The sequence below is a fragment of the Marinobacter halodurans genome, assembly GCF_004327985.1.
Taxonomy (GTDB): Bacteria; Pseudomonadota; Gammaproteobacteria; order Pseudomonadales; family Oleiphilaceae; genus Marinobacter_A; species Marinobacter_A halodurans.
Genome location: NZ_SJDL01000041.1, coordinates 1 through 20,685, shown reverse-complemented (window position 1 = coordinate 20,685; position 20,685 = coordinate 1). Strand labels below are relative to the sequence as shown.

Sequence of the window (20,685 nt, the reverse complement as noted above, 5' to 3'; positions counted from 1 at the left end):
AACATTAAGTTCCTGGGTTATGTTATATCGTAACGCTGTGTGGCCGTGATTCACGGAGCCTGAGTTGATCTGGGCGACCCTGGATGGGCGGGAGGCCGGATTTACCGATGGGCCAACATTGAACGCGGCTCGCGCGGAGACGCATTGGGACTGACATGAGAGACGGGACCGGGCGGCAGATATCCCCCCGGCGATTCAGGCGTGGATTCAGGCCCGGGGAAACATCAGGCCGTGGACGGTTACGCCATCCTCCTCCCGAGTGGCATGCAGACCCTCGTAATGGACAATGGCCGGATGAGGCCATTCGACAGTGTGACGATGGGTCGCCGTGACGACAACGACGCTGGCTCCGGCGGCAGCGCCCGACTCGATGCCCGCCGCCGCGTCCTCGAACACCAGGCAGTCGCCGGCCTCGACCTGCAGGCGGGCGGCAGCCAGCAGGTAACCGTCCGGGGCCGGCTTGCTTCGCTCGACGTCCTCCGCCGCGATCAACACGGGCGGTATCGGCAGGCTGGCCGCGGCAATGCGCCGCTCGGCCAGCGCCCGGGGCGCCGATGTCACAATCGCCCAGCGTTCCGCAGGCAGGCGTTCGAGGAACGCCGCAACGCCCGCAATGGCTTCAACGTCCTGTACGTCGTCGATCTCCGCCCGCAGGATGCGCTCGGCCTCGACCACCGGGTCCACGCCGGGGAGGTCCAGTCGCCGGATCGTCTCGACCGCCTGGATCCCGTGGATGGTGGGCAGGAACGACTCCACGTCAAGACCGTGATTCCGGGCCCAGTCTGCCCAGACGCGCTCGGCTGAGGCGATGGAACTCAGGATCGTGCCATCCATATCGAAGAGCAGGGCGGCGAAGCGTTTTGCCGCGATATCGGTGTGGTCCATGGCGAGAGAAACCCGTGCTGTCATGAGTGGATGACGGTCATGCTACGCAGGTCGGGGCTCAAGATCGATTGTCCTGTCATGTGCGGACTCACTGTCCATTTACCTGCTCTATCCCCACGTCACCTACTACCCGGCCCGGTTGCGGACCTTTATGGCGCTGATGCGTGAGATCATGCCGAGGATGGCGGGCGCCCGCCCGCCTGGCAGTCACGGCTGGACCGCTCAGTTAAGTCGATCTTGCTGGCCATTCAGTGCCGCGCCGGCTTTGCTTTCAGGCGGCGTTCCCAGTTGCCCGCATGGGTCCGCTGGCAGGCCTGCTCGCTGTCGAGATCCACGTGGCACGTGATGTCATCGACCGCAATGCCGGCATCGGCCAGCGCCTCGGCCGTGAGGTCATGTATCCACGGCCAGTCGTCGCTTTTCAGGGCGCGGGCAAGGTTGGCGTCGGTATCGAACACCCAGGTGATCATCAGCCTTTCCGGAAAGCGCTGGTAATCGACCTCGTGAGTCAGCCAGGTGAACCCGGGGAGCAGGGGTTTGGCGTCCTCGCAGGCCCGGGTCAGCGCGGCAATCAGGCGTCGCTCCACTCGGCCATGGTCTCGCTTGCTCATCATGCTGTCTCCAGGAGTGGTTTGTCCGGCAGGGGCTTTCCTGCGCGACGTGTTTGAGCGGGGCCTCTCAGTGAGTCTCGGACGTCTTTTGAACCTCCGTCACCAGCGTCGGCAGGATCCAGGCGCCGCCGGCGGCGATCAGGCGGCATTTGCCGGTGGTGTACGACGCGGTGTGGACGAATCGCTCGCCGTTCCAGGTCCAGTCGTCCCGGGACCAGCAATCGCCCAGGCCCCGTCCCTTTTGGGCGGCGTAGATGGTGCCGTCCTCGTAGCCACTGGCGGAGAGGGTCACCAGGGCGGGCTGATAGGGTGCCGTATCGTTGACGACCCAATAACCGGTTCCCATGTTATAGGCGCCCATCCAGCAGGTGGTGGAAACCAGCAGACGCCTGTCGGTGAGGCGAACCGCCTCCAGCTCGCCGACATTCCCGGACGGACTCAGGCCGAGACACTCGTCATCGCTCCCCAGCGTGGCAGCCAGCGCGGTTCGCAGGTCGGGCCGATCCCCGGTTGGCAGCGGTTGGGGCGACCCGGCCTTCTCGGCCACCGGCACGGCAACCACGACGGGCGCAGGTGTCGGCGGCGGGACGTTACCTTCCCGGTTCGAGCCGGTGGCGACCAGGGCACCCGGCGTGCCCACACGGCCCTGCACATCGTCCATCTTCGTCAGCACGGCGGTCGCGCCGGCGTCGGAGAGATGCCAGCGATAATCGTCATGGGTCCATTCGATATCGCTGTTTCGGTGAAACACGGCAAGCAACGCGGCCACCAGTTTTTCCGGCAGGTCCGCCGTCAACGAATCGGGATCGATCTCCAGGTTTCCGACGAGCCTGCCATCGATGCGCAACGCGATCCCGGGATCATCGTGCAACGAGGCCAGCTGCACGTCGTCCAGGTTCACTTCCCCGATCCGCAGCTTTCCGGTCACCGGTGTGTCCGGGCCGGCGTTCCGGGTCAGCAGCACCGAGACCGACTGGGGATCGTCAAAGTCCTGGTAGCCGGCCGCCCGGCAGGTGCCGGTGTTGTCGCAGGCGACTTCCCAGTCCTGGTGGGAAAAGTACGCGCCGCTGTCTGCGGCCTGAACGCTGGTAGACAGTATGGCCAGCATCAGGCCCATCCAGGTCGTTGATCGTCCCATGTTGATGTCTCTTTGTATGAATTCGCGGACGGGGTCCGGACTCGTTCTGATGAATCCTGGTCACATTCGCCGGGTGGTTGGAGGAGGAGATTACCGCAAGCCTGGGCGTGTCGCTATGAGTCTGACATACCGAGAGCGAGTCCTGTTGATGGCAGGGGCAGGGTTGTCAGGCTGTCAGGGTTGCCCACAATAGGGAAACCGGCGCGGCCATCGTCAAGTATGGCGACGTGTCAATGCTTGTGGTGCATCAGGAGCGCGACTTCAGTGCTGGATTTCTTCCGTCTCCGAATCGGGAAGGCCCTGATCCACCCATGGCTCGCCGTCCTCGCCCTGGAGCTGGTGATCGTAGGCGGCCTGGAGCCCCGTTTCGTCTTCGGGGGGGTCCTCGGGTTCCTGTTCGATGTGGCGGGGATAGAGGGGGGATAGCAGTGCCACCACAATGCCGGTGGCGGCGAACATGGAAAACGCATCGGCGTAGCCGAACGTCTTGACCATAAGACCGACAACGGGCGAGCCCGTCGCCTGTCCGAGCGAGACGGCCATGAAAGGCAGCACCGGTCCCATCGACAGCCGGCCCGGCAGCAGCCGGATGCCGGTCATCAGGTAGAGACCCGTCAGGCTCATGTAGGCCAGGCCGAAGACCAGGGCGGAGAATATCGTGATCACGATCTGGCCGGGGCTGGCGGCCAGCAGGGTCAGGCTCGCGGCCAGCATCATCAGCATCAGCGCCTGGGTGATGGGCGGGTTGTTGCGATCCGCCAGATCGGCCACCACCGCACCACCAAGTCCGGCGATACCGACGGCCAGCCACAGCCAGCCGGTGGCGCCCGGCGGCTGGTCGCTGAGCGTGACCATCAGATCCGGCGCGAAGATCCAGTAGGCAGCGGACACGAAGCCCATCGCGAACGCAAACAGCGACAGCCGGAAGAGGCGCGACCATTGCAGGCTGCTGATCGGGGGCGGAGGTGCCGCGTTCAGCGGCGTCACCCGCGACACCGAGGGGATAAAGGCCCAGGCGGCGACCACCCCGACGACCGCCACAACGGCAAAGGCAAAGTACGCGGAACGCCAGGCGCTGGCGATGAACAGGACCGCCGGTACGGCAACGATGACACCCACACTGGTCCCGGCGTTCATCACCGAGCTGACGCGGCCGTGCAGCGAGCGGTTGACCAGCGCCTGCATCGCCGCGGTGAGCGCCGGCATCATCAACCCCGTGCAGATGCCGCAGGCAAACACCCCCACACTGAGCGACAGGGCGCCCGAGGCCTGACTGATCAGCCCCAGGCCCACCACGCCGAACACACCGGAAAGCACCGTCGTATTGCGGGCACCGAGGCGAACGGCGGTGACCGGAGCGACCAGCGTGGCCAGTACAAAACTGATGAGCGGCAGGGAGCCGATGAGGCCGATCACATCCGGCGCCAGCGCCAGATCGTCGCGGATGGGCGGGACGAACAGGCCGAAGGCGAAACGCGCAAGTCCGTAGCTGATGGCGATCAGGCCCGCCCCGAGCAGGGCAAAGCTGGTGCTCGACGGCACCTTCATACGGAAGCCCAACCGGTGAGGAGAGTGGCTACTCTTGCCGTATCCGCGGGCCATCCGCATGATGCGCTGACCGTCGATCGATACGGGACGTCGGACGTTTTTTGCCTCACACTGCGGCCCTCTCTCAGTTGGAGCAGTCCCTGCCTTTGGATGTGATACCTGCCCAGCCTAGGAATGGACCGGGCCGGATTCAAGCGGGCGTGGTTAAAAGGGGCTCGATCTGTCGTTTCTGTTCATGGGCAACGGGAGCACCAGACGGCAGGGCGTGGAACAAGCCGGTGCCGGGCGCTTCTCACCGACGCCGGCTTGGCGGGAGGCGTCACGCCATCGGGTTTTCGTGCACGGGAATGGGATCCAGATCCGGGGCGACAAACGATTGGCGGGCCTGTTCTGAAAACAGCCGGTCTGCCGAGTAGTGCGTCATCATGATGCCGGAGTCGAGCAGCGCGGGATTCTGTTCAATAAACTCGTCAGCGGATGTCGAGGTGGCCGTATTCGCCATAAAGTGGCGAACGGCCAGAACCCAGGCTTCCGTCAGTGTCTGGTGGTACTTCCGGGACGGCTCCACGCCGGCGTGCTTCAACAATCCCAGCAGGGCGTGTCGCATCAACTGCACGGACTCCTCGGCCCCGTTCTCGACAAGATACGTATACGCCAGGCGCACATGGGCCCGGTGATTGAATTCAGAAACGGGAAATTCGCAGGACTCAACCTGCATCCTGAACGCTATATCGTCTTCAGAAGCGAAATGAGGCATGACGGTTCTCCGATAGGCACTGGCCGCAGCCCCGGAACATTCCCGAAGCGTCCTTTGGCGCCGGGTGGCCGCAGCGGTTTGGGGCCTTGCTATCGAGTAGGGGCAACGATAGGCCCTGACCTGATCAAGTATACGAAAAACCGGAGGTTCGATCTGCCCCGATTCTTTACCTAAACTGGGATCAACGCCGACAGGGAGGTGTGTCTACGCGGCTTCGCTCCCAGTGCCTCGCAGGTAAACACATCCGTTATGGCTCTGGTTGCGGATGTTTCGCGCTCGGGGCGCTCTCCAGGTGGGGAATGACGATGGCCAGGCAGGAGGAAACATGGCCCAGAGCCCTGAATTGTTGCGTCGACTGCTTCGTGCGAAAGACAGGATGGATCGCGCGCCCCACGAGGAGTGGCCCATTCACCGACTGGCACAGGTCAGTGCCGTTTCCGGGTCGCACTTCGCGCGTTCGTTCAAGACCGCGTTTGGCGTGCCCCCACACCGCTACTTGCTGACCCGCCGCATCGAGCGGGCCGTCGCGCTGCTTCGCGATACGGAACTGCCGGTTACCGAGATTGCCTTCCAGACGGGCTGGAAGAGCCTGGGTACTTTCGGTCGTGTCTTCCGTGACATCACCGGTGAGAGTCCGGGGAGCATACGTGCCCGGCAGCGGTCCACCCCGCATGGGCGGGAACACATGCCCGAATGCATGGTACGCGCCGCCGATCGCCCGAACCTGAAGATGGCAGTTTTGGAGAAGCGACGGAAGACATCCGTTGCGAGAATGAATCACCCATCAACGGAGGATCTTCTATGACGCAAGGTATCGATGTGGTCGGTCTGTATGTCCGGGATCAGGACGAAGCGCTGACGTTCTACGTCGAGCGGTTAGGGTTTCGGGTCCACACGGACGTGCGCAACGGGGACTATCGCTGGCTTACGGTGCAGCACCCGGAGCAGCCGTCGTTCCAGCTCGGCCTGTTCAAGCCGGGGCCGCCGGTCCATGACGAAGCGACAGCGCGGACCCTGTGCGAGGTTGTGGCCAAGGGCGCCATGCCGCCGCTGGTGCTGGTGGTGGAGGATTGCCGCGCGGCCTACGATCGGCTGAGCAGAATGGGGGTGGAGTTCACACAGGAACCGGTCGACCGGTATGGCGCCGTGGACGCCGGTTTCCGCGATCCGTCCGGTAACGGATGGAAGATGATCGAAGCCCGGCCACAGCCACCATCGGAGGGCTCGAAATGAACTGGAGTCTATGGATGCGACAGGGCCATCGCTGGCTGTCGATCGTTTTCACGCTCACCGTCGTCGCCAACTTCGCATTCCGGGCGGTGGCCTCGGGTGAGCCGCCAATGTGGCTGACCTACGCGCCGTTGCCGCCGCTTTTCCTGCAATTATTTTCCGGCCTTTACCTGTTTGCACTGCCGTATCGTTCCAGGTGGCGCAGCCGGCCATGCGACGGATAGGCCCGAACGACCGGCGCCGGACCCGTGTCACGGGTTTCCGGTGTTGGGCGGATCACGGCCTGTCGAGCGTCGTATCTCCGTCGTGCGCCTATAGCCTGCTTTCCTGCCTGGATTCGATGGCGACCACCGTATTGTTTTCTATGGTGACGACAACCAGCGACATACCACCAAGCGAGCTTCGTAAACGATACGTCAGGATTTCCCGTTTAACCGGATTTCCCCCCGCACCGTCATCGACAGCGATCGTTTCCACTTCCTGGTTAACGGGATCGCCAGCAATATAGAGGACTTCCTGCTTGCTTTGCCCGTCCTGGATGAGCTTGCCATTTGCCAGTCGGAAAGAGTCGTTGGCGTGGGCAAACAGTGCGGTTGTCAGCAGTGCCATCGCGACCAGGATTTTCAAAAGTCTCATCGTTCCATTCCATCCTTGAGAAAACGGTATGGATCCACCGTGGTTTGCATTGCGCGCTCACCGCCAGCAGACCACGGTCGTGTAATGATGTTCAAGTGTAACGAGGGGCCGCAGTTGCCGCTTCTCCGAAACGACCATGTCGAGGATTTGCCGCAGCTTCGTTCCCATTCAGGGTAAGTCATGGGCTGACAGTCGGGCAGCCAGGTTGGGACAATAGGACAGGGTACGGCCTGCGTCATGGATGGAATCCGTCGAGCCCGACGTTTGCCAGCCAGAATTCCAGCCATCACTCCGCCGATCATCCAGGCCAATCGCAACGAGCAACAAAATGTGCAGTGCCCTTGGGCTAGCCCTTCTGAATACTCTGCGCATACTCCCGCGCCAGGCTTTCATAGGACTCCGGCGGCGGAAACTTCTCGAAGCTGTGGATGGCCGGCGTACTCGCCCAGGGCAGCTTTTCGCAGGTGTAGGTTTCGACAAACGGTTCGAACCAGTTGCAGTCATCCAGCATGGTCGGGCGGACGTTGACGAACGGCATAGGGTCGTCGAATCGTGTGAACATCCAGCTCATGCAATCCGGACAGAAGAAGTGCCGGATCTCGTCGCCGCGCAGTCCGCCAATCACCGGATCGCCGCGCGTGACGGAAAAGGCGTCGTGAGGAATGAGGGCCGACAGGGAGTAAGCGCTTGAACTCATCCTCTGGCACCCCGTGCAATGGCACGCCATTGTCAGGATGGGGACGGCATCAATACGGATGCCCACCTTGCCGCAGCGGCATTCGCCTTCCATGGGGAGTAAGCTCTCGATCATTGTTGAACGCTCCTTGTTGTGAGTCGGTCGGGACAGCCTTTGCAATATAGCGTGTTCGCAGGGCAGCGTGCAGCATGATAAGGGGCGTTCTCGAGGTGCCTCGTGATGAGGCCGGCCCGGATGCTTCCCCGACGCCGGTGATCCGGTCCTGCCTTCTGCCGGCGACGGATCGGGCAAAAGGCAGGACGGACCCTCAGTATCTGTTCAGCCTGCAAACGACCAGGGCTCTACCGCTCACCCTTGCTTGGGGCTCCGATACGCCCCCTGACGCTCCAGCATCCAGCCCGGGTACTCGGCCGGCAGGCGGCTGACCTCGTCCAGGGCTACCAGTTCGTCGTCCGCGAAGCGCACCTGGGCCGCCAGGATGTTGTCGCGCAACTGGTCCACCCGCTTGGCCCCCACAATGACGCTGGTCACGGCGTTCTGGTGCAGCAGCCAGGCAAGGGCGATCTGGGCCACCGAGACCGGCTGGCCGTCCACCGTCTTGCCGGCGGCGATTTCCCGCATCACGGCGATCACCTTGCTGCCGCGTTTCCGGTTTACGGGCGGGAAGTCGAATTTGGCACGGCGGTTCTCCTCCGACACGTCCGGCCCCTCGTACTTGCCGGACAGGTAGCCACCGGCCAACGGGCTCCACACCATCAGGCCGATGTTTTCGGACTCCAGCATGGGAATCACTTCCCGCTCCAGATCCCGACCGACGAGGGTGTAGTAGGCCTGCAACGACAGGATCGGGCACAGCTTGCGGGCCCGGGTGATCCCGACCGCCTTCATCACCTGCCAGGCGGCCCAGTTCGACAGACCGACATAGCGCACGTGACCATGCTGCACCAGGGTATTCAGCGCTTCCAGGGTCTCCTCGATCGGCGTGGCCGGGTCGAAGCCATGGATCTGGTACAGGTCGATGTAGTCGGTCTGCAGACGTTCCAGGCTGGCCTTGCACTGGGTCATGATATGACCCCGGGATGCGCCGCGGGCGTTGGGGCTGTCACCCATCGGGCCGAGCACCTTGGTGGCCAGCACCACATCTTCACGGGCAATACCCAGGTTCTTCAGCGACTGGCCCGTGATGCGCTCACTGGCGCCGTTGCCGTACACGTTGGCGGTGTCGATGAAATTGATGCCCGCCTCCAGGGCGGTCTTCACCAGTTCATCGGCCTGGTCCTGCTGCAATTGGCCGATCAGGCCCCAGATGCCATCCTCGCCGCCGAAGGTCATGGTTCCCAGGCAAAGTTCCGAGACAAACAGGCCGGAGTTACCAAGGGTACGAAGGCGCAGGGGCGCATCCTGGCTGGACAGGGAAATATTGGGTGTAGACATAACCGATCATCTCCTCTTGATGGACAAACCTGCCGGAGTAGGGCAGTGGGATCATGCTACGGCGAAGCGGGGAGGATCGGGCTGGCGGAAACTCTCACGCGATTGCACGATCCTATCAAACTGGCCCGGGGCGATGGCCGGCCGGGCTGAATTGCCGCGCCGAAAAGCCTATGATCGGATCAGAACAGGAGACGCCCATGACCGCCCAACCCAACGTGATGCCGATGTCACCGGACAACCCCGCCCTGGATCGACTGCGTGATCTTGCTGAGCAGCAGTGGCTGAACCACGGCCCGGAGACCGCCGTCGACGGACTACGCCTGACCCGGGCGCCGGAACCCAGCGGCACCATCCGGGCCCTGTATCAGACCTCATTTTGCATCGTGCTGCAGGGCGCCAAGGTGACGATCATCGGAGAACAGGCGTTTCACTATCGCCAGGGTGAGTGCCTGTTCGCGTCGGTCAACCTGCCGGTGAACTCCCGCATCGTGGAAGCCACGCCGGAAAAACCGTATGTGGCGCTCAGCCTGTCGATCGATCCGGCGATGATTTCCGAGCTGCTGGTGGCCCACCCGGAGATGGCCTACCGGGGACCCAAACGGACGGCACTGGCGACGGCCCCGGTGCCGGAGGAACTGTACGATCCTCTCATCCGCCTGCTCCGGTTGCTCGACCAGCCGGTCGACCGCGACGTCATGGAACCACTCATACGCCGGGAAATCGGTTGGCGCCTGTTGCGCTCGCCGCTGGGGCCGGCCTTGCAGCAAATCGGCATGAAGGACAGCGATACCGCCCGCATTGGCCGGGTCACCGCCTGGATGCACGCGAACTACCGGCAGCCCTTCAAGGTGGGGGACCTGGCCGACATGGCCAACATGAGCCCGGCCTCCTTTCACCGGCATTTCAAGGCCATCACCCAGCTCACGCCGGTCCAGTTCCAGAAGCGGGTGCGCTTGCAGGAAGCCCGGCGGTTGCTGTTCAGCGAACAGGAAGTGGCCAGCGTGGGTTACCAGGTCGGCTACGAGAGCCCGTCCCAGTTCAGTCGGGACTATCGCAAGCTGTTCGGGGCGCCACCGGGGCGGGACAAGGCGGTGCTGCGGTCCAGTGTGGCGATTGAGAGCGAGGTTTAAGATCGCCGACAAGTCCGGCAGCGGCGACCACAACCGGAACATCGTGGCACTGATCACGCCGGACGACGGCAACCCGAGAATCGTCACCATCTACATCTCGGATACAGACGCCGACTTCAAGGCCCGTAATGCGGCGCTGAAAGAGCTGGGGGTGGCAGTCATCAGGGTGATCGAAGACTGAGCTGTCGAGATCGTGAAAAAATGCGATTAAGCGATACCGGGTCACGGGATTGAAATACCACTCGCACTGGCTCGGGCCAGTGGCAAAAGCGCTGGTCCATGTTGGTTAACCCCGCTTCCTGTCGATCGGGGCTCGCAAGGCTCCGGGCCGGTTCACCGCAGCCTGTGAATGGTGGTGTCGAACTTCTTGCGATCGCGTGAGATCAGCGTCCGGAACTTCTTCACGTTGTCGTCGGCGTACAGCAGTTCGTCGCAGAAGCGGTCATAGGCGTCCATGTCCGGGACTTCGACGATCAGGACGAAATCGACTTCCCCGGTCACCTGGTAGCACTGCTTGACGTCGTCGACCGCGATGGCGCTCCTCAGGAAACGCTGGTAAAGATCCTTGCGATCGCGTTCCATCGTGACCTCCACCACCATGTGCATGCACAGGCCGACAGCGGCCGGGTTGACCAACACCACCTGACGCTCGATCACACCACTTTTCCACAACCGCCTGACACGCTTGAGGCACGCTGATGGAGACAACCCCACGATGTCTGCCAGCGCCTGGTTGGTGAGGCTGGCGTCGCGTTGCAGTTGGATCAACAGGCGTTTGTCGATGGCGTCCATAAGTGGCTCTCCCTGCATTTCATGAGTGACGGGTCAATAATCTGCACTTTCCGGGATAGAAAACAACACAAAATAGGTCGTTGAAGCGATGTTCGACAGAAGATGTTGCAATACCGCTGCTACCATGAACGCTCGTTGACACGGAGCCAACAGGAGGCGGTATGCCATCTCGTGCTTTCGAGCGCCTAGGCGGGTTCATGCGCGATGTGCTCGGGGTCTACATCACTCTGCTAAAGGTGCTGGTGCCGGCGCTGGTCGTCGTAAAGATCCTCGATGAGCTTGGAGCGACGATCTGGCTGGGGCATGTTCTGGCCCCGCTGATGCAGCTTTTTGATCTGCCTCCCGAACTGGGGATTGTCTGGGCGACCACACTGCTGACCAATATCTTCACGGGCATGGTGGTGTTCTTTGAAATAGCCGGCGATATGCCGCTGACGGTCGCGCAGGTCAGCGTCTTCAGCGCGCTGTTGCTGATCGGCCATTCCCTCCCGGTGGAAGGCGCCGTGGCGCGCAGAGCTGGCGTGCCCTGGTGGGCCACCCTGGTCCTGCGTATGGGCGGCGCGCTGGTCTTTGCCGGATTGCTGAATGCGGGATATCAGCTTCTCGGTACCGGCTCCCGGCAGGCCGGGTTGATGTGGCGTCCGGAACCTTCGGCCTCAGGGTTTGGTGGCTGGTTGCTGGGTCAGTTCGAGACGCTGGGCATGATCTTCCTGATCATTCTTGCCTTGATGATCCTGCTCGCCGTGCTCCGCTGGCTGAAGTTCGAGCGTTTGATCCATATGGCCCTGTCGCCATTGCTGAAAACGCTGGGCATTGGCCGGGCCGCGGCGAATGTCACGGTGATTGGCACTACCCTGGGGCTGACCTATGGGGCGGGCCTGTTGATCCGGGATGTGGACAGCGGGGTGATGAGCCGGCGCGACAGCGTACTGGTCCTCTGTTTTCTTGGACTTTGCCACAGCGTGATCGAAGACACATTGCTGATCCTGCTGCTGGGGGCCGACCTGTGGGCAGTACTCTGGGCGCGACTGGCCTTTGCAATCCTGGTGATTGGGCTCCTTGCGCGTTGGCCGAGTCACTGGTTACCGGTCCGCCTGGGAGCGTCGTGGCGCTGATCGCGCCAAGTGAAGCTCAATGCATGATGCCCGGTGATTTATTGTGTATTCGATGCGCTCATGTGCTTTTGGGGGCCATGTTTAATGCGGTTGACATCTCTCGCTCGCAGACTTTTCCAGTTTTAAATCCGGCTGTTGCGGATCATATTGGCAACGTCTATAGTCGAAAAAAATGCACCTCAGGAAAAGGATTTCCAAGGCCGTGCCCACCGTTTCTCTGTCTCTGTGTTTTCTGCACGATAAAAGGTCGCGCTTAATATTCAAACGGTGTGGCCAAGCCATGCCGTTAGCACGTTTCCCGAAAGTCGCATGAACGCGATGACGGCATTCCTGAGAAAGTACCACGTCAGTATCGCCTTCCTGGTTCTGTGCATGATCGGGGGGACCACATGGGCGTTCCAGAAACTGGGGCTTGAAGGTAGCCTGCCTCTGTGGTCTTCGGGGATGCGGTTTTTTATCGCTGGGCTTTTAATTGCCGGTTTTCAGGTAGCGCAGAAAAAATTCAAGGTCGATTCAACCCTGTTAAAGCTCGCCTCCTTAAATGGGCTGTTCTACTTCGCCGTGCCCTTTGGCAGCGTCTATTGGGCATCGAACCAGCTTCCAAGTGGCCTGATTTCGGTCCTTGCCACGTTCATTACCATCTTTGCATTGATCCTGAACAAGCTGCTCCGGGGCGTGCCGACCACCAAGACCCAGCAAGTTGGGGTATCGGCTGCGCTCGTTGGCATTTTGGTCGTCTTTGGTGACAGGATCGCCTTCAACCAGGACATAAGCGACGCGTTTGCAATGGCTGTCGTGCTTACCGCCATGCTCGGCTCGGCGGCGATCACCGTCACGGTCCAGAGAAAGATCAGGGACCTGCCGCTGCTGACGTTCGTTTCGGTCTCCATGCTGTCGGGGGCTTTCTTTCTCCTGTCACTGAGCCTGTTCGTCGAGACCGGTGTGCGGAGTTTCTCCGGAATCAGTCTCTATGCCTTGATGTACCTTGCGATCATCGGTTCTACGGTCGGGTTTTCGCTCAATGTCCTGATCCTGAAAAACTGGCACATATCAAAAGCAACATCCCATTTATTTATATCTCCAGTCATTGCTCTTTATATTGGGTATGTTTTTCTGGGCGAAAAACTGACTGCCAATATATATGTGGGCACGGCACTGGTCATCACTGGAGTGATGTTTATAAATATCAAGCAAAGGAGTGTCGAAAGTTGCGCAGCGAGAGAAAGCACATCGCAGTAGTCCTTCAGAATGTGAAGTTACCGTTTATTTTTGAGGAAGCTGAAGCGTTAGGCCTGGAGCTGACCTTTTTCTACAACTCCGAGGACCCGGCCCCGGGAGGCCTTCCAGGCGTTATAAAATGTGTTCCCATACCGATTTTCAGTGACGCGAGTGCCGCTTTCCAAATCATGAAAGCCGAGCACGAGCAGAGGCGGTTTGACGGTATCGTCACGCTCTCGGAGCCGTCCCTGAATTTTGTGGCTCATGTTGCCCAGTCGCTCGGGCTCCGGTTTCTTTCACCAGAGACCGTTGAAAACTGCCGGGACAAACGAAGCATCAGGAGAACCCTGGACTCAAACGGTCTTAACACGCCCGGCTACATCTACCATGACGGCACCCGCGAGCTGGATTTGGGGTCGCTGTCCTTCCCCCTGGTGGTTAAGCCAACGAACGGGTTCTCCAGTCAGGGGATCATCAGGGTCGACGACCGGGATTCGCTGCTGGAAGCCGTTAAGAATGTCCAGGACATCAATGAGCGCGAACTGTCCCGGATCGCCCGGGACAAGCCTGGAATCATTATCGAAGAATTCATTGACGGTCCTGAATACGTCGCAGAGACCCTATCCATCAACGGTGCGGTTTTTGTTCTCTCTATCGGCGACAAGGGCGACTGTAAGGGGCCCTACTTTGAAGAAGGAATCTACATCGCGCCGGCCCGGATAGGCGATCAGCAGCGACAGCGGATTTCTCAGGAGGTCATCGCTGCTGTGAAGGCCATGGGCATAACCGATGGCCCCGCGCATACGGAACTGCGGGTCAATGCCGACGGCAAGCCCTATGTCATCGAGACCGCACCCCGAGTGGGCGGGCAGGGTATTTCCCATTACATCGTCAAGGAGACGACGGGGGTGAACCTGCTGAAGCTCGTGTTCCTCAACGCTCTGGGGGAGCTTCGTGAGAGCGACTTGCCCAACCCGGTTGTCCCGTCGAAGACGGCAGGAAACTACATCATCCCCGTCAGGGGAAGTGGTGTATTCCAGAAGATCGACTGCGAAAGAAATATCCTGGATGACGCTTCGGTTAACCGGGTGATGCAGTTCTTTGAGCGCGGCAAACTCGTGCGCCCGTATCCCCACTTTTCCGGTTATCCCGGATTTATTCTAACGAGTCACGACAACCACCAACAGTGTGAGGATTTCTACAAAGCGTTAGATGAAAACCTCGTGATTGAGTACGACTGAAAAACTCGGAAATAGGGATTGTTTCTTGTGAATTCAGATACCGTAACGATTCATACACTGGGACCTGCCGGCACGAACTGTGAAAAGGCGGGGTATTTCTGGCTGGAGAATAAGGGACTAAAAGGTGACGTCAAACTTTACGACACCCTTGAGATAGCCATCACTGAAGTCAAGAAAAAGCCCAATGATGTCTTACTGGGTTGCGCCGTTTATCCTGAATTGCATCACCTTGTTTTTGAAAACCTCAAGGACATGGAGATCCAGGACAGTTTTATTATCCCCACCTACAACATGGTGCTTGCAGCATCCAGCCCGGACCTGGCGTTCGACGCCTCGACGGTCATTGCAACTCACCCCGCGCCGGCGCACCTGGCGAAAAAATACGGTCATAGCGTCAAGATCGTCAATAGCAACTCTCAGGCCGCCTGGTCTTGTGTCCACAACGAGGCCGATGCCTGCATCACGACACTGAAGGCTGCCATGGAAAATGATCTGACTGTGGTTTGCGACTTTGGTGAGGTGCCCATGTGCTTCACGATTCATGCGAACAAGTGATCGATCAAGGGAATGAGGGCTGCCATGAGCATCGAATATGTTGATTACATCAACAACCATATCGTGCCGCGCGTACACCGGCTTCAGGCGCTCCAGAGCAGGGACGGAAGTATCCGGGCTGGGGTGGGGCTGGCCGAGGGCATACTGCGCGACCTGATCGATTACACCAAACCACTGTACGTATCGATAGGTCTGGAAGAAACGCACGAGTCACTGGCCGTGGATATCGAGGACTGGATCGTTAGAGGCCTTGATAAGACGCCGTACTTTGACAATACCATCAATACGTTTACCGCCCCTGAAAATCACAGCCTGACGTTTTTTCTTGGACCGATGAGGACGCCCAACGGTCCCAATGACAGAGGCTTTTACCTCGAGGCGTTCTTTGCAAAGAGGGAAGAACCGTCGTTCATGGCACCCATTGCGGCGGAAATGCCTCATCCCAAGAACGGATGCCAGTCCCTGAAGCTGCTTGCGGGCAGCAAGGGCTTTACCGAAGAGAAGTGCATTGTCTTTTTTCCTGAAAATGTACGAACCAGGAATGAAGTGCACCTGCAGAACTATGCGATGTTCTTCTTCAATAAATTCTTCAGGATCTTTAACCAGGAAACGATCCTCAGGGCAAAGTCCGTCTTTTCAATCGGTGCCCTCCGTTGTGAGAAGCTGACTGAAGACGAATATTATGAGGCTCGTGTCCTATGGGGATATCTTCACGATTATTTCCATCACGTCGGCCACCGGCCTTTTGACCAGAACATTCAGGTCAAGATGAATTTCTTTGTCGGCATTCTCGAAGAAATCAGGGCCGACGTGAGCACCGTGCTGGCGCTGAATGAAAAGCGCTTTAAATACTGGGATGCCATCATCGAGTTCATCCTCTTTGAGCGACTGCTGAGGTACCCCTCCCAGCACGATGCCACCAACAACTTTGACTCCGGAACGGGGTTCTTCCTGTTCACATGGCTCTGGAGAAACAGTGACTGCTTCCAGCATGCCTCCGATGGCCGCTTATCCTTCAACTTTGAGGCGTGCGTGGAGAGCCTATCCGTCCTGCTATCCGAGATCGACTCGATTGAGGCCATTGCGCACGATCAGGGATATAAGGAGGCCGCCAGGAGGTACGTTGAAGGCATTCTCGCTTCCGGTGAAGACGGCGAGCGATTCGCCATCCCGGAGGACTTCGTTATTCAGAGAGCCAATAGCGAGATCGAAGTCCCGTATCTGGTGTTCTGATTGCCCGCCAATACGGGACAGGTAGAAGCGGCGGGCGGCCGGTGAGCGGCTCGCCGTCGGCCTCATCACCCAGTCTGCATTGGGCTTGATCCGGCATTCGGATCAACCGTCCGTCGAGACCGTCCGGCTTCATCAGGCCAGACTGCTGATGTTCCGGAACGGCATGACCGCAGCGGCGGCCTCAGCGGGTGTCGGCTACGAGAGCCCGTCGCAATTCAGCCGGGAATTTCGCCGCCTGTTTGGACGCTCGCCCCGGGAAGAGGTGGCCTGGATGCGCTCATCTTTCGAGCTGCCGCCTCCGGAGTCCCCGTCTCTCTATGTGTCTTCCCATTGAGCGGGAGGCGATCCCTGCGCTGACCTACCGGTGCGCCAGGGCGTAATCGATCGCCGCACACACCGCCGCAACCTGTGCGGCATTGCATTGCTCTGTGGTGGCGCGGGGGCTGTCCGGGTAGACCTCGGTCGTCGTCCGGTAGGGCGCGCGGGTGAGGTTGGTGCACAGGCCCATTTGCTGGATCGGGTACTCGATAACGCCGCGGGCCGCCACGGGGGTGCCGAAGAGCTCACCTTTGTCATCGGCCGGCGCGATATGGGTCACCTGCTCCACCGCCTCAATCACCGCCTGCTGGAACTCGGGCTGCGGGCTTTCGCGGTCATCGACCAGATAGAAACCGTCGGGAATCCCGCCTGGTTCAAACGGCTTGCCGTCGCGGGCCGCCAGGGCAGGGCGAAACTCACTTTCGTCGGTATCGGTGGTTTCGTGCAGGTCGATGTGCAGCTGGGCCTGATCGCGGATGGGCGCAACCAGCCGCATGAGGGCCGCCGCCTCTTCCGCCTGACCGTCATCCCGGAACGACCGGTTCGGATCGACCGCATTGGCGTTCCAGCGGTGGATGCGTTCGTAAGCCCAGGGGCTAACGCAGGGCGCCACGAGCAGGTTGATGCGGTCCGTGTAATCCGCGGCACGCTGCTCGACGAATTGCAGCGCACCATGGACACCACTGGTTTCATAACCGTGGACACCGCCGGTCACCAGCACGATCGGCCGATCGTCCCGCCAGTCGCGACTCCGGATGGCCATCAGCGAATAACGGTCGGCGCCATACGCCAGGTGGCCATACGCCTCCACATCGAAGCGCGAGCGCAGACGCTCGATCACGCTCAACACCTCGGACTCGTAGCTGCGCTGGCGGGTCTGACGGGACAGCCACTCGGCACGTTCCGCATCGCCCCAAGGGGTGCCGGGTGTGCCGATGGGATACGGGGTGGGAGTCGTGTTCAAATCGCTTTCTCCAGTGATGGCGGGCGCAAACGGGCATTCTAGCATCCGTGCCTGGGGGCGCAATCCGGCTGGATATCGTGCCAGGACAGCACTACGCAGTCGTGATTCTAACGGATGATGTTCGTTTCCAGGAGCGCGCACCCCGGATTGACGGCATAGACGCCATCTCCTGCGGCCACCTGCAATGAGCCTGAACGGGTATAAGGCAGTTGTGGATCGGCGTGGACGTAAGGGGGGGGGGTATTTGGCTTCTTTCAGGATAACGAGGTCGCCAGCCCCCAAAACCAACCGCCCACGCAACAGATCAACGCTGAGCCTCAGGCAACCACCCGAAACTCATTGGCCAGATCCTGCAACTGACGGGCAAGCCGCGCCTGTTCCGTGGTGACCTGAGTGATCTCCTGGGAGCCGGTCAGCGTCATGATGGCCGCCTCGCTGATGGATTCCATGCTGCCCGCCAGGTCACGGCTCACGGCCACCTGTTCTTCCGATGCCGTGGCAATCTGTGCCGCCATGCCGGAGATGCTGCTGATGTCCAGGAGGATATCGGAAAAGGTCTGCTCCAGTTCCGAAGCCTGCTCACGGGTCTCCGTCGCCAACTGGCGGCTGGAGACGATCGAGCGGCTGGCGTTCTCGGTGCTGTCCCGGAATTCGTTGATAATCCGTTCAATCTGGGTTGTGGAGTCATGGGTCTGGCGGGCCAGGGTCCTGACTTCGTCGGCAACCACGGAAAAACCGCGTCCATGTTCGCCTGCCCTGGCCGCCTCAATCGCGGCATTCAGGGCCAGCAGGTTGGTCTGCTCTGCCACCTGCCGGATGACGTCAATCACATCGCTGATGGCTCCGCTGCGTTTCTCCAACTCCTCAATCACCTGATTGACGTCCTGAACGGATTCGGTCAGCTGGCGGATTTTATCGACACTGGACCGCAGCACAGTTTCGCCGAGCTGGCTTTTCTCCGTAGCGTTGTTGGCGGCGTCGGCCACCTGCTGGGTATTCTGGGAGATCTCCTCCGAAGTGGCTGACATTTCCTCGGAGGAGGCCGCCACCTGCTCGACCTGTTGTTGCTGGTTCCGGACCTGGTTACCGTTCTGGCTGGCGGTGGAACTGGTTTCCTCGGTGGCGGCAGCCAATTGCACGCTGGCCCGGTCGATCTGGCGCAGGGCGTCGCTGAAGCGATCGAACAGCTTGTTAACCGCGCCGGCGATCGTGCCCAGCTCATCCCTGGAGGTCACCGGAAGCGACCGGGACAGATCCTTGTGGTTCATGGCGTGTTGAAGGCCGTCCACCACATCCCTGACCTGCCGACCGATCGTGCGGGTGATCAGCACCATCAGGGCCATTACGAGGGACACGGCTGCAACCGCCAGGATAGACGTTGTCGCCAGGGACGAGCTGGCTCCGGCGACGACCTCGGCAGTAGCGGATTCCACCCTGGAGAGAACCCCGTCATTGACCCGGATCAGGGCATCAATGCGGTCGGTCGCGCCATCGAACCACTGTTGGGGCGTCAGCCTGGCAATACCGGCTTCAGTTTGGGTCAACGTGTTCCTCATGGAATCCATGGCTCGAGCATCGGCCCGGGTAATGGCATCGCTGACGGAAAGCCGGATGTCGCTTGGCAATAGACTCACAGCCAGCCGGAAGAGGGCGTCCTGCTCACCCTTGAGCGAAGCAATCCGCGTCACGGTGGCAAGGCTGAATTCCCGGCTTTGCACGAGACTGGCGCCAATCGCCCGCTCGCGGCCGGCCATTTCGGTGGCTTCTGACATGGCGTGGTACGCCGACATCTGCCGGGTTATTCGATCCGACGTGGACTGGCGGATTATCTGCTTTTCCCGGTCGATAAGTTGAGCGATCAGCGCCGTGTAGTACTTTGCCGACTCGGCACCGGTCATATCCCGTTGGTCGATGGCCTGACGATGGCGCGACAGCTCGTCCAACTTCTCATTGGAGGCTTTGATGCCGTCGACCAGAACCGCTGGCAGACTGGATTCGGCCAGCAGCCGTTGAACGGACTGCCGATAGGACAGAATGGCGCGGTCGCTCTGTGTGCGCTGACTGCGGAGAGCATTCGCAGCTTCACTGCTTTGGCCGCCAGAGGCCAGGAACACGGCCGAGCGGCCCCGTTCTCTCTGCAGCTCCTGAATTACTGGGGCACCAAGCTTTGCGAGCTCAATCATGCCATCCAGGATCTGGGCATTCTGGTAGTCGGAATAACTGGAGCGAACAGCGTTGCCGGCAAAGATAAGAATAACCACCAGGGCGGGGGTTACCAGAGCCAGCAGCTTTCCGCGAATTGAGAGCGTATGGAGTCCTTTCATCAGACGGTATCCTGTTGGGAATATCTGAAAGCAAGTGTAAGGAATCCAGGGGGGCGGGACCATCGTCCAGTCAGGGTATAAGAAGAGATAGTTTCGCGATGGTAAGCTCTTGTATTTTAATGTTAATCATTTGTTTTTGAGAGTTTTTCACAGCTTGCCTTGAAGACCATGGTGGTAACCACATGGAGGTAGGTTTCATGGATGTGGACGCCATGTGGTCATGTTTTCGAGGTAGCTTGTGACCGCCTGCTTAGCAGGTGGGCTGCCTGCATTCATACGCTCTGCATCCCTTATTCCTAATCTGGCCCTGGGAACCAGTGTTTCTGATCAGCTGCATGTTTTGATCTCAATCAAAACGCCGAAAGCCGGGTTGTATAACGTTTAAACACTAGGCGGCGACGGAGCTGTGGGATGACGTCATGGGTGAGTCCTATTGGTTACGGGGGAAAGGGTCATGGACAGATTGAAAGGCAAAGTGGCCGCGGTCACCGGTGGCTCCATGGGTATTGGTGCTGCCGTCGTCCGGCGGATGGCGGAAGAGGGCGCGGCCGTCGCCGTCCTGGACCGGGAGGACCGAGAGGGACAAGGGCTGGCGTCCGAACTGACGGCGAAGGGCCACACTGTTCGCTACTGGCACTGCGATGTCACCGACGGAAATCAGTTCAAGCGCGTACTGGATGAGGTGGCCGAGGCCTTCGGGGGTCTGACGGTCCTGGTCAACAATGCCGGGATCGCCGGGCCGAACAAGCCCACACACGAGCTGAGCGAGGAAGAATGGGACCTTGTACAGTCCGTTAACGTGAAAGGCGTGTTCCTCGGGACCAAGCATGCCATACCCCACATGAAGCGGGCCGGGGTG

The 20,685-nt window shown here is 60.2% G+C and carries 22 protein-coding genes and 1 pseudogene; 12 read left to right on the top strand and 11 right to left on the bottom strand.

Annotated features, from left to right (window positions below):
• Positions 1–207 precede the first annotated feature (207 nt).
• The 5 genes from EZI54_RS19805 to EZI54_RS19785 form a co-directional block, all read right to left on the bottom strand.
• Positions 208–909 carry an HAD-IA family hydrolase gene (locus EZI54_RS19805; RefSeq protein ID WP_242674535.1) on the bottom strand — a complete coding sequence of 234 codons (702 nt, stop codon included), beginning with the start codon at positions 907–909 and terminating at the stop codon, positions 208–210.
• A gap of 224 nt (positions 910–1,133) precedes the next feature.
• Entirely contained in the window at positions 1,134–1,499 is a 366-nt protein-coding gene (locus EZI54_RS19800; protein WP_131483615.1) for a hypothetical protein, read from the bottom strand.
• A 64-nt stretch (positions 1,500–1,563) separates the two neighbouring features.
• On the bottom strand, positions 1,564–2,634 hold the full coding sequence (locus EZI54_RS19795; protein ID WP_207389284.1) for a DUF1176 domain-containing protein: 1,071 nt from the start codon (positions 2,632–2,634) through the stop codon (positions 1,564–1,566).
• A 261-nt stretch (positions 2,635–2,895) separates the two neighbouring features.
• Entirely contained in the window at positions 2,896–4,182 is a 1,287-nt protein-coding gene (locus EZI54_RS19790) for an MFS transporter (RefSeq protein WP_131483614.1), read from the bottom strand.
• Between the two features lie 319 nt (positions 4,183–4,501).
• Positions 4,502–4,939, bottom strand: a complete 438-nt coding sequence (locus EZI54_RS19785) for a hypothetical protein (protein WP_131483613.1) — start codon at positions 4,937–4,939, stop codon at positions 4,502–4,504.
• 325 nt (positions 4,940–5,264) lie between these two features.
• Here EZI54_RS19785 and EZI54_RS19780 point away from each other — a divergent pair, with 325 nt between their 5' ends.
• The 3 genes from EZI54_RS19780 to EZI54_RS19770 are packed head-to-tail and all read left to right on the top strand — an operon-like array spanning position 5,265 to position 6,393.
• Complete coding sequence (locus tag EZI54_RS19780) at positions 5,265–5,744, top strand: helix-turn-helix domain-containing protein (RefSeq protein ID WP_131483612.1); 480 nt, start codon at positions 5,265–5,267, stop codon at positions 5,742–5,744.
• Positions 5,741–6,172, top strand: a complete 432-nt coding sequence (locus EZI54_RS19775; RefSeq protein ID WP_131483611.1) for a VOC family protein — start codon at positions 5,741–5,743, stop codon at positions 6,170–6,172. Before EZI54_RS19780 ends, EZI54_RS19775 begins: the two co-directional genes overlap by 4 nt.
• A gap of 14 nt (positions 6,173–6,186) precedes the next feature.
• On the top strand, positions 6,187–6,393 hold the full coding sequence (locus EZI54_RS19770) for a hypothetical protein (protein WP_207389283.1): 207 nt from the start codon (positions 6,187–6,189) through the stop codon (positions 6,391–6,393).
• Positions 6,394–6,481: 88 nt separating this feature from the next.
• On the opposite strand, the gene EZI54_RS19765 is transcribed toward EZI54_RS19770, so the two are convergent.
• The 3 genes from EZI54_RS19765 to EZI54_RS19755 all read right to left on the bottom strand — a co-directional run bounded on the left by EZI54_RS19765 (position 6,482) and on the right by EZI54_RS19755 (position 8,936).
• Positions 6,482–6,805, bottom strand: a complete 324-nt coding sequence (locus EZI54_RS19765) for a hypothetical protein (protein ID WP_131483609.1) — start codon at positions 6,803–6,805, stop codon at positions 6,482–6,484.
• 346 nt (positions 6,806–7,151) lie between these two features.
• Positions 7,152–7,616 (bottom strand): GFA family protein, encoded by a 465-nt coding sequence (locus EZI54_RS19760; RefSeq protein WP_131483608.1) that lies wholly within the window; start codon positions 7,614–7,616, stop codon positions 7,152–7,154.
• Positions 7,617–7,850: 234 nt separating this feature from the next.
• A complete protein-coding gene (locus EZI54_RS19755; RefSeq protein WP_131483607.1) occupies positions 7,851–8,936 on the bottom strand; it encodes an aldo/keto reductase in 1,086 nt (361 codons plus the stop codon).
• A 197-nt stretch (positions 8,937–9,133) separates the two neighbouring features.
• On the opposite strand from EZI54_RS19755, the gene EZI54_RS19750 reads away from it, so the two are divergent.
• On the top strand, positions 9,134–10,066 hold the full coding sequence (locus tag EZI54_RS19750) for an AraC family transcriptional regulator (protein WP_131483606.1): 933 nt from the start codon (positions 9,134–9,136) through the stop codon (positions 10,064–10,066).
• The gene (locus EZI54_RS19745; RefSeq protein ID WP_131483605.1) at positions 10,050–10,247 is read left to right on the top strand and encodes a hypothetical protein; all 198 of its coding nucleotides are present in this window, start codon (positions 10,050–10,052) and stop codon (positions 10,245–10,247) included. Before EZI54_RS19750 ends, EZI54_RS19745 begins: the two co-directional genes overlap by 17 nt.
• 152 nt (positions 10,248–10,399) lie before the next feature.
• Here the strand turns inward: EZI54_RS19745 and EZI54_RS19740 are convergent, their stop codons facing one another.
• Entirely contained in the window at positions 10,400–10,858 is a 459-nt protein-coding gene (locus tag EZI54_RS19740; protein WP_131483604.1) for an Lrp/AsnC family transcriptional regulator, read from the bottom strand.
• Positions 10,859–11,019: 161 nt separating this feature from the next.
• On the opposite strand from EZI54_RS19740, the gene EZI54_RS19735 reads away from it, so the two are divergent.
• The 6 genes and pseudogenes from EZI54_RS19735 to EZI54_RS19710 form a co-directional block, all read left to right on the top strand.
• The gene (locus EZI54_RS19735; RefSeq protein ID WP_131483603.1) at positions 11,020–11,973 is read left to right on the top strand and encodes a hypothetical protein; all 954 of its coding nucleotides are present in this window, start codon (positions 11,020–11,022) and stop codon (positions 11,971–11,973) included.
• A 309-nt stretch (positions 11,974–12,282) separates the two neighbouring features.
• Complete coding sequence (locus EZI54_RS19730) at positions 12,283–13,212, top strand: DMT family transporter (RefSeq protein ID WP_207389282.1); 930 nt, start codon at positions 12,283–12,285, stop codon at positions 13,210–13,212.
• On the top strand, positions 13,182–14,432 hold the full coding sequence (locus tag EZI54_RS19725) for an ATP-grasp domain-containing protein (RefSeq protein ID WP_131483602.1): 1,251 nt from the start codon (positions 13,182–13,184) through the stop codon (positions 14,430–14,432). The genes EZI54_RS19730 and EZI54_RS19725 overlap by 31 nt, the downstream gene beginning before the upstream one ends.
• A gap of 27 nt (positions 14,433–14,459) precedes the next feature.
• Positions 14,460–14,987: a hypothetical protein gene (locus tag EZI54_RS19720; protein WP_207389281.1), complete on the top strand. Its 528-nt coding sequence runs from the start codon at positions 14,460–14,462 to the stop codon at positions 14,985–14,987.
• Between the two features lie 24 nt (positions 14,988–15,011).
• The gene (locus EZI54_RS19715) at positions 15,012–16,220 is read left to right on the top strand and encodes a DUF6421 family protein (protein WP_131483600.1); all 1,209 of its coding nucleotides are present in this window, start codon (positions 15,012–15,014) and stop codon (positions 16,218–16,220) included.
• Positions 16,221–16,332: 112 nt separating this feature from the next.
• A pseudogene (locus EZI54_RS19710) lies at positions 16,333–16,554 on the top strand (helix-turn-helix domain-containing protein); the annotation flags it as partial.
• A 24-nt stretch (positions 16,555–16,578) separates the two neighbouring features.
• Here the strand turns inward: EZI54_RS19710 and EZI54_RS19705 are convergent.
• Together EZI54_RS19705 and EZI54_RS19700 are read right to left on the bottom strand one after the other, a co-directional pair.
• Positions 16,579–17,502 (bottom strand): M14 family metallopeptidase, encoded by a 924-nt coding sequence (locus tag EZI54_RS19705; RefSeq protein ID WP_131483599.1) that lies wholly within the window; start codon positions 17,500–17,502, stop codon positions 16,579–16,581.
• 317 nt (positions 17,503–17,819) lie between these two features.
• A complete protein-coding gene (locus EZI54_RS19700; protein ID WP_131483598.1) occupies positions 17,820–19,826 on the bottom strand; it encodes a methyl-accepting chemotaxis protein in 2,007 nt (668 codons plus the stop codon).
• A 454-nt stretch (positions 19,827–20,280) separates the two neighbouring features.
• Here EZI54_RS19700 and EZI54_RS19695 point away from each other — a divergent pair.
• A partial coding sequence (locus EZI54_RS19695) for an SDR family NAD(P)-dependent oxidoreductase (protein ID WP_131483597.1) occupies positions 20,281–20,685 on the top strand: 405 nt, incomplete at its 3' end.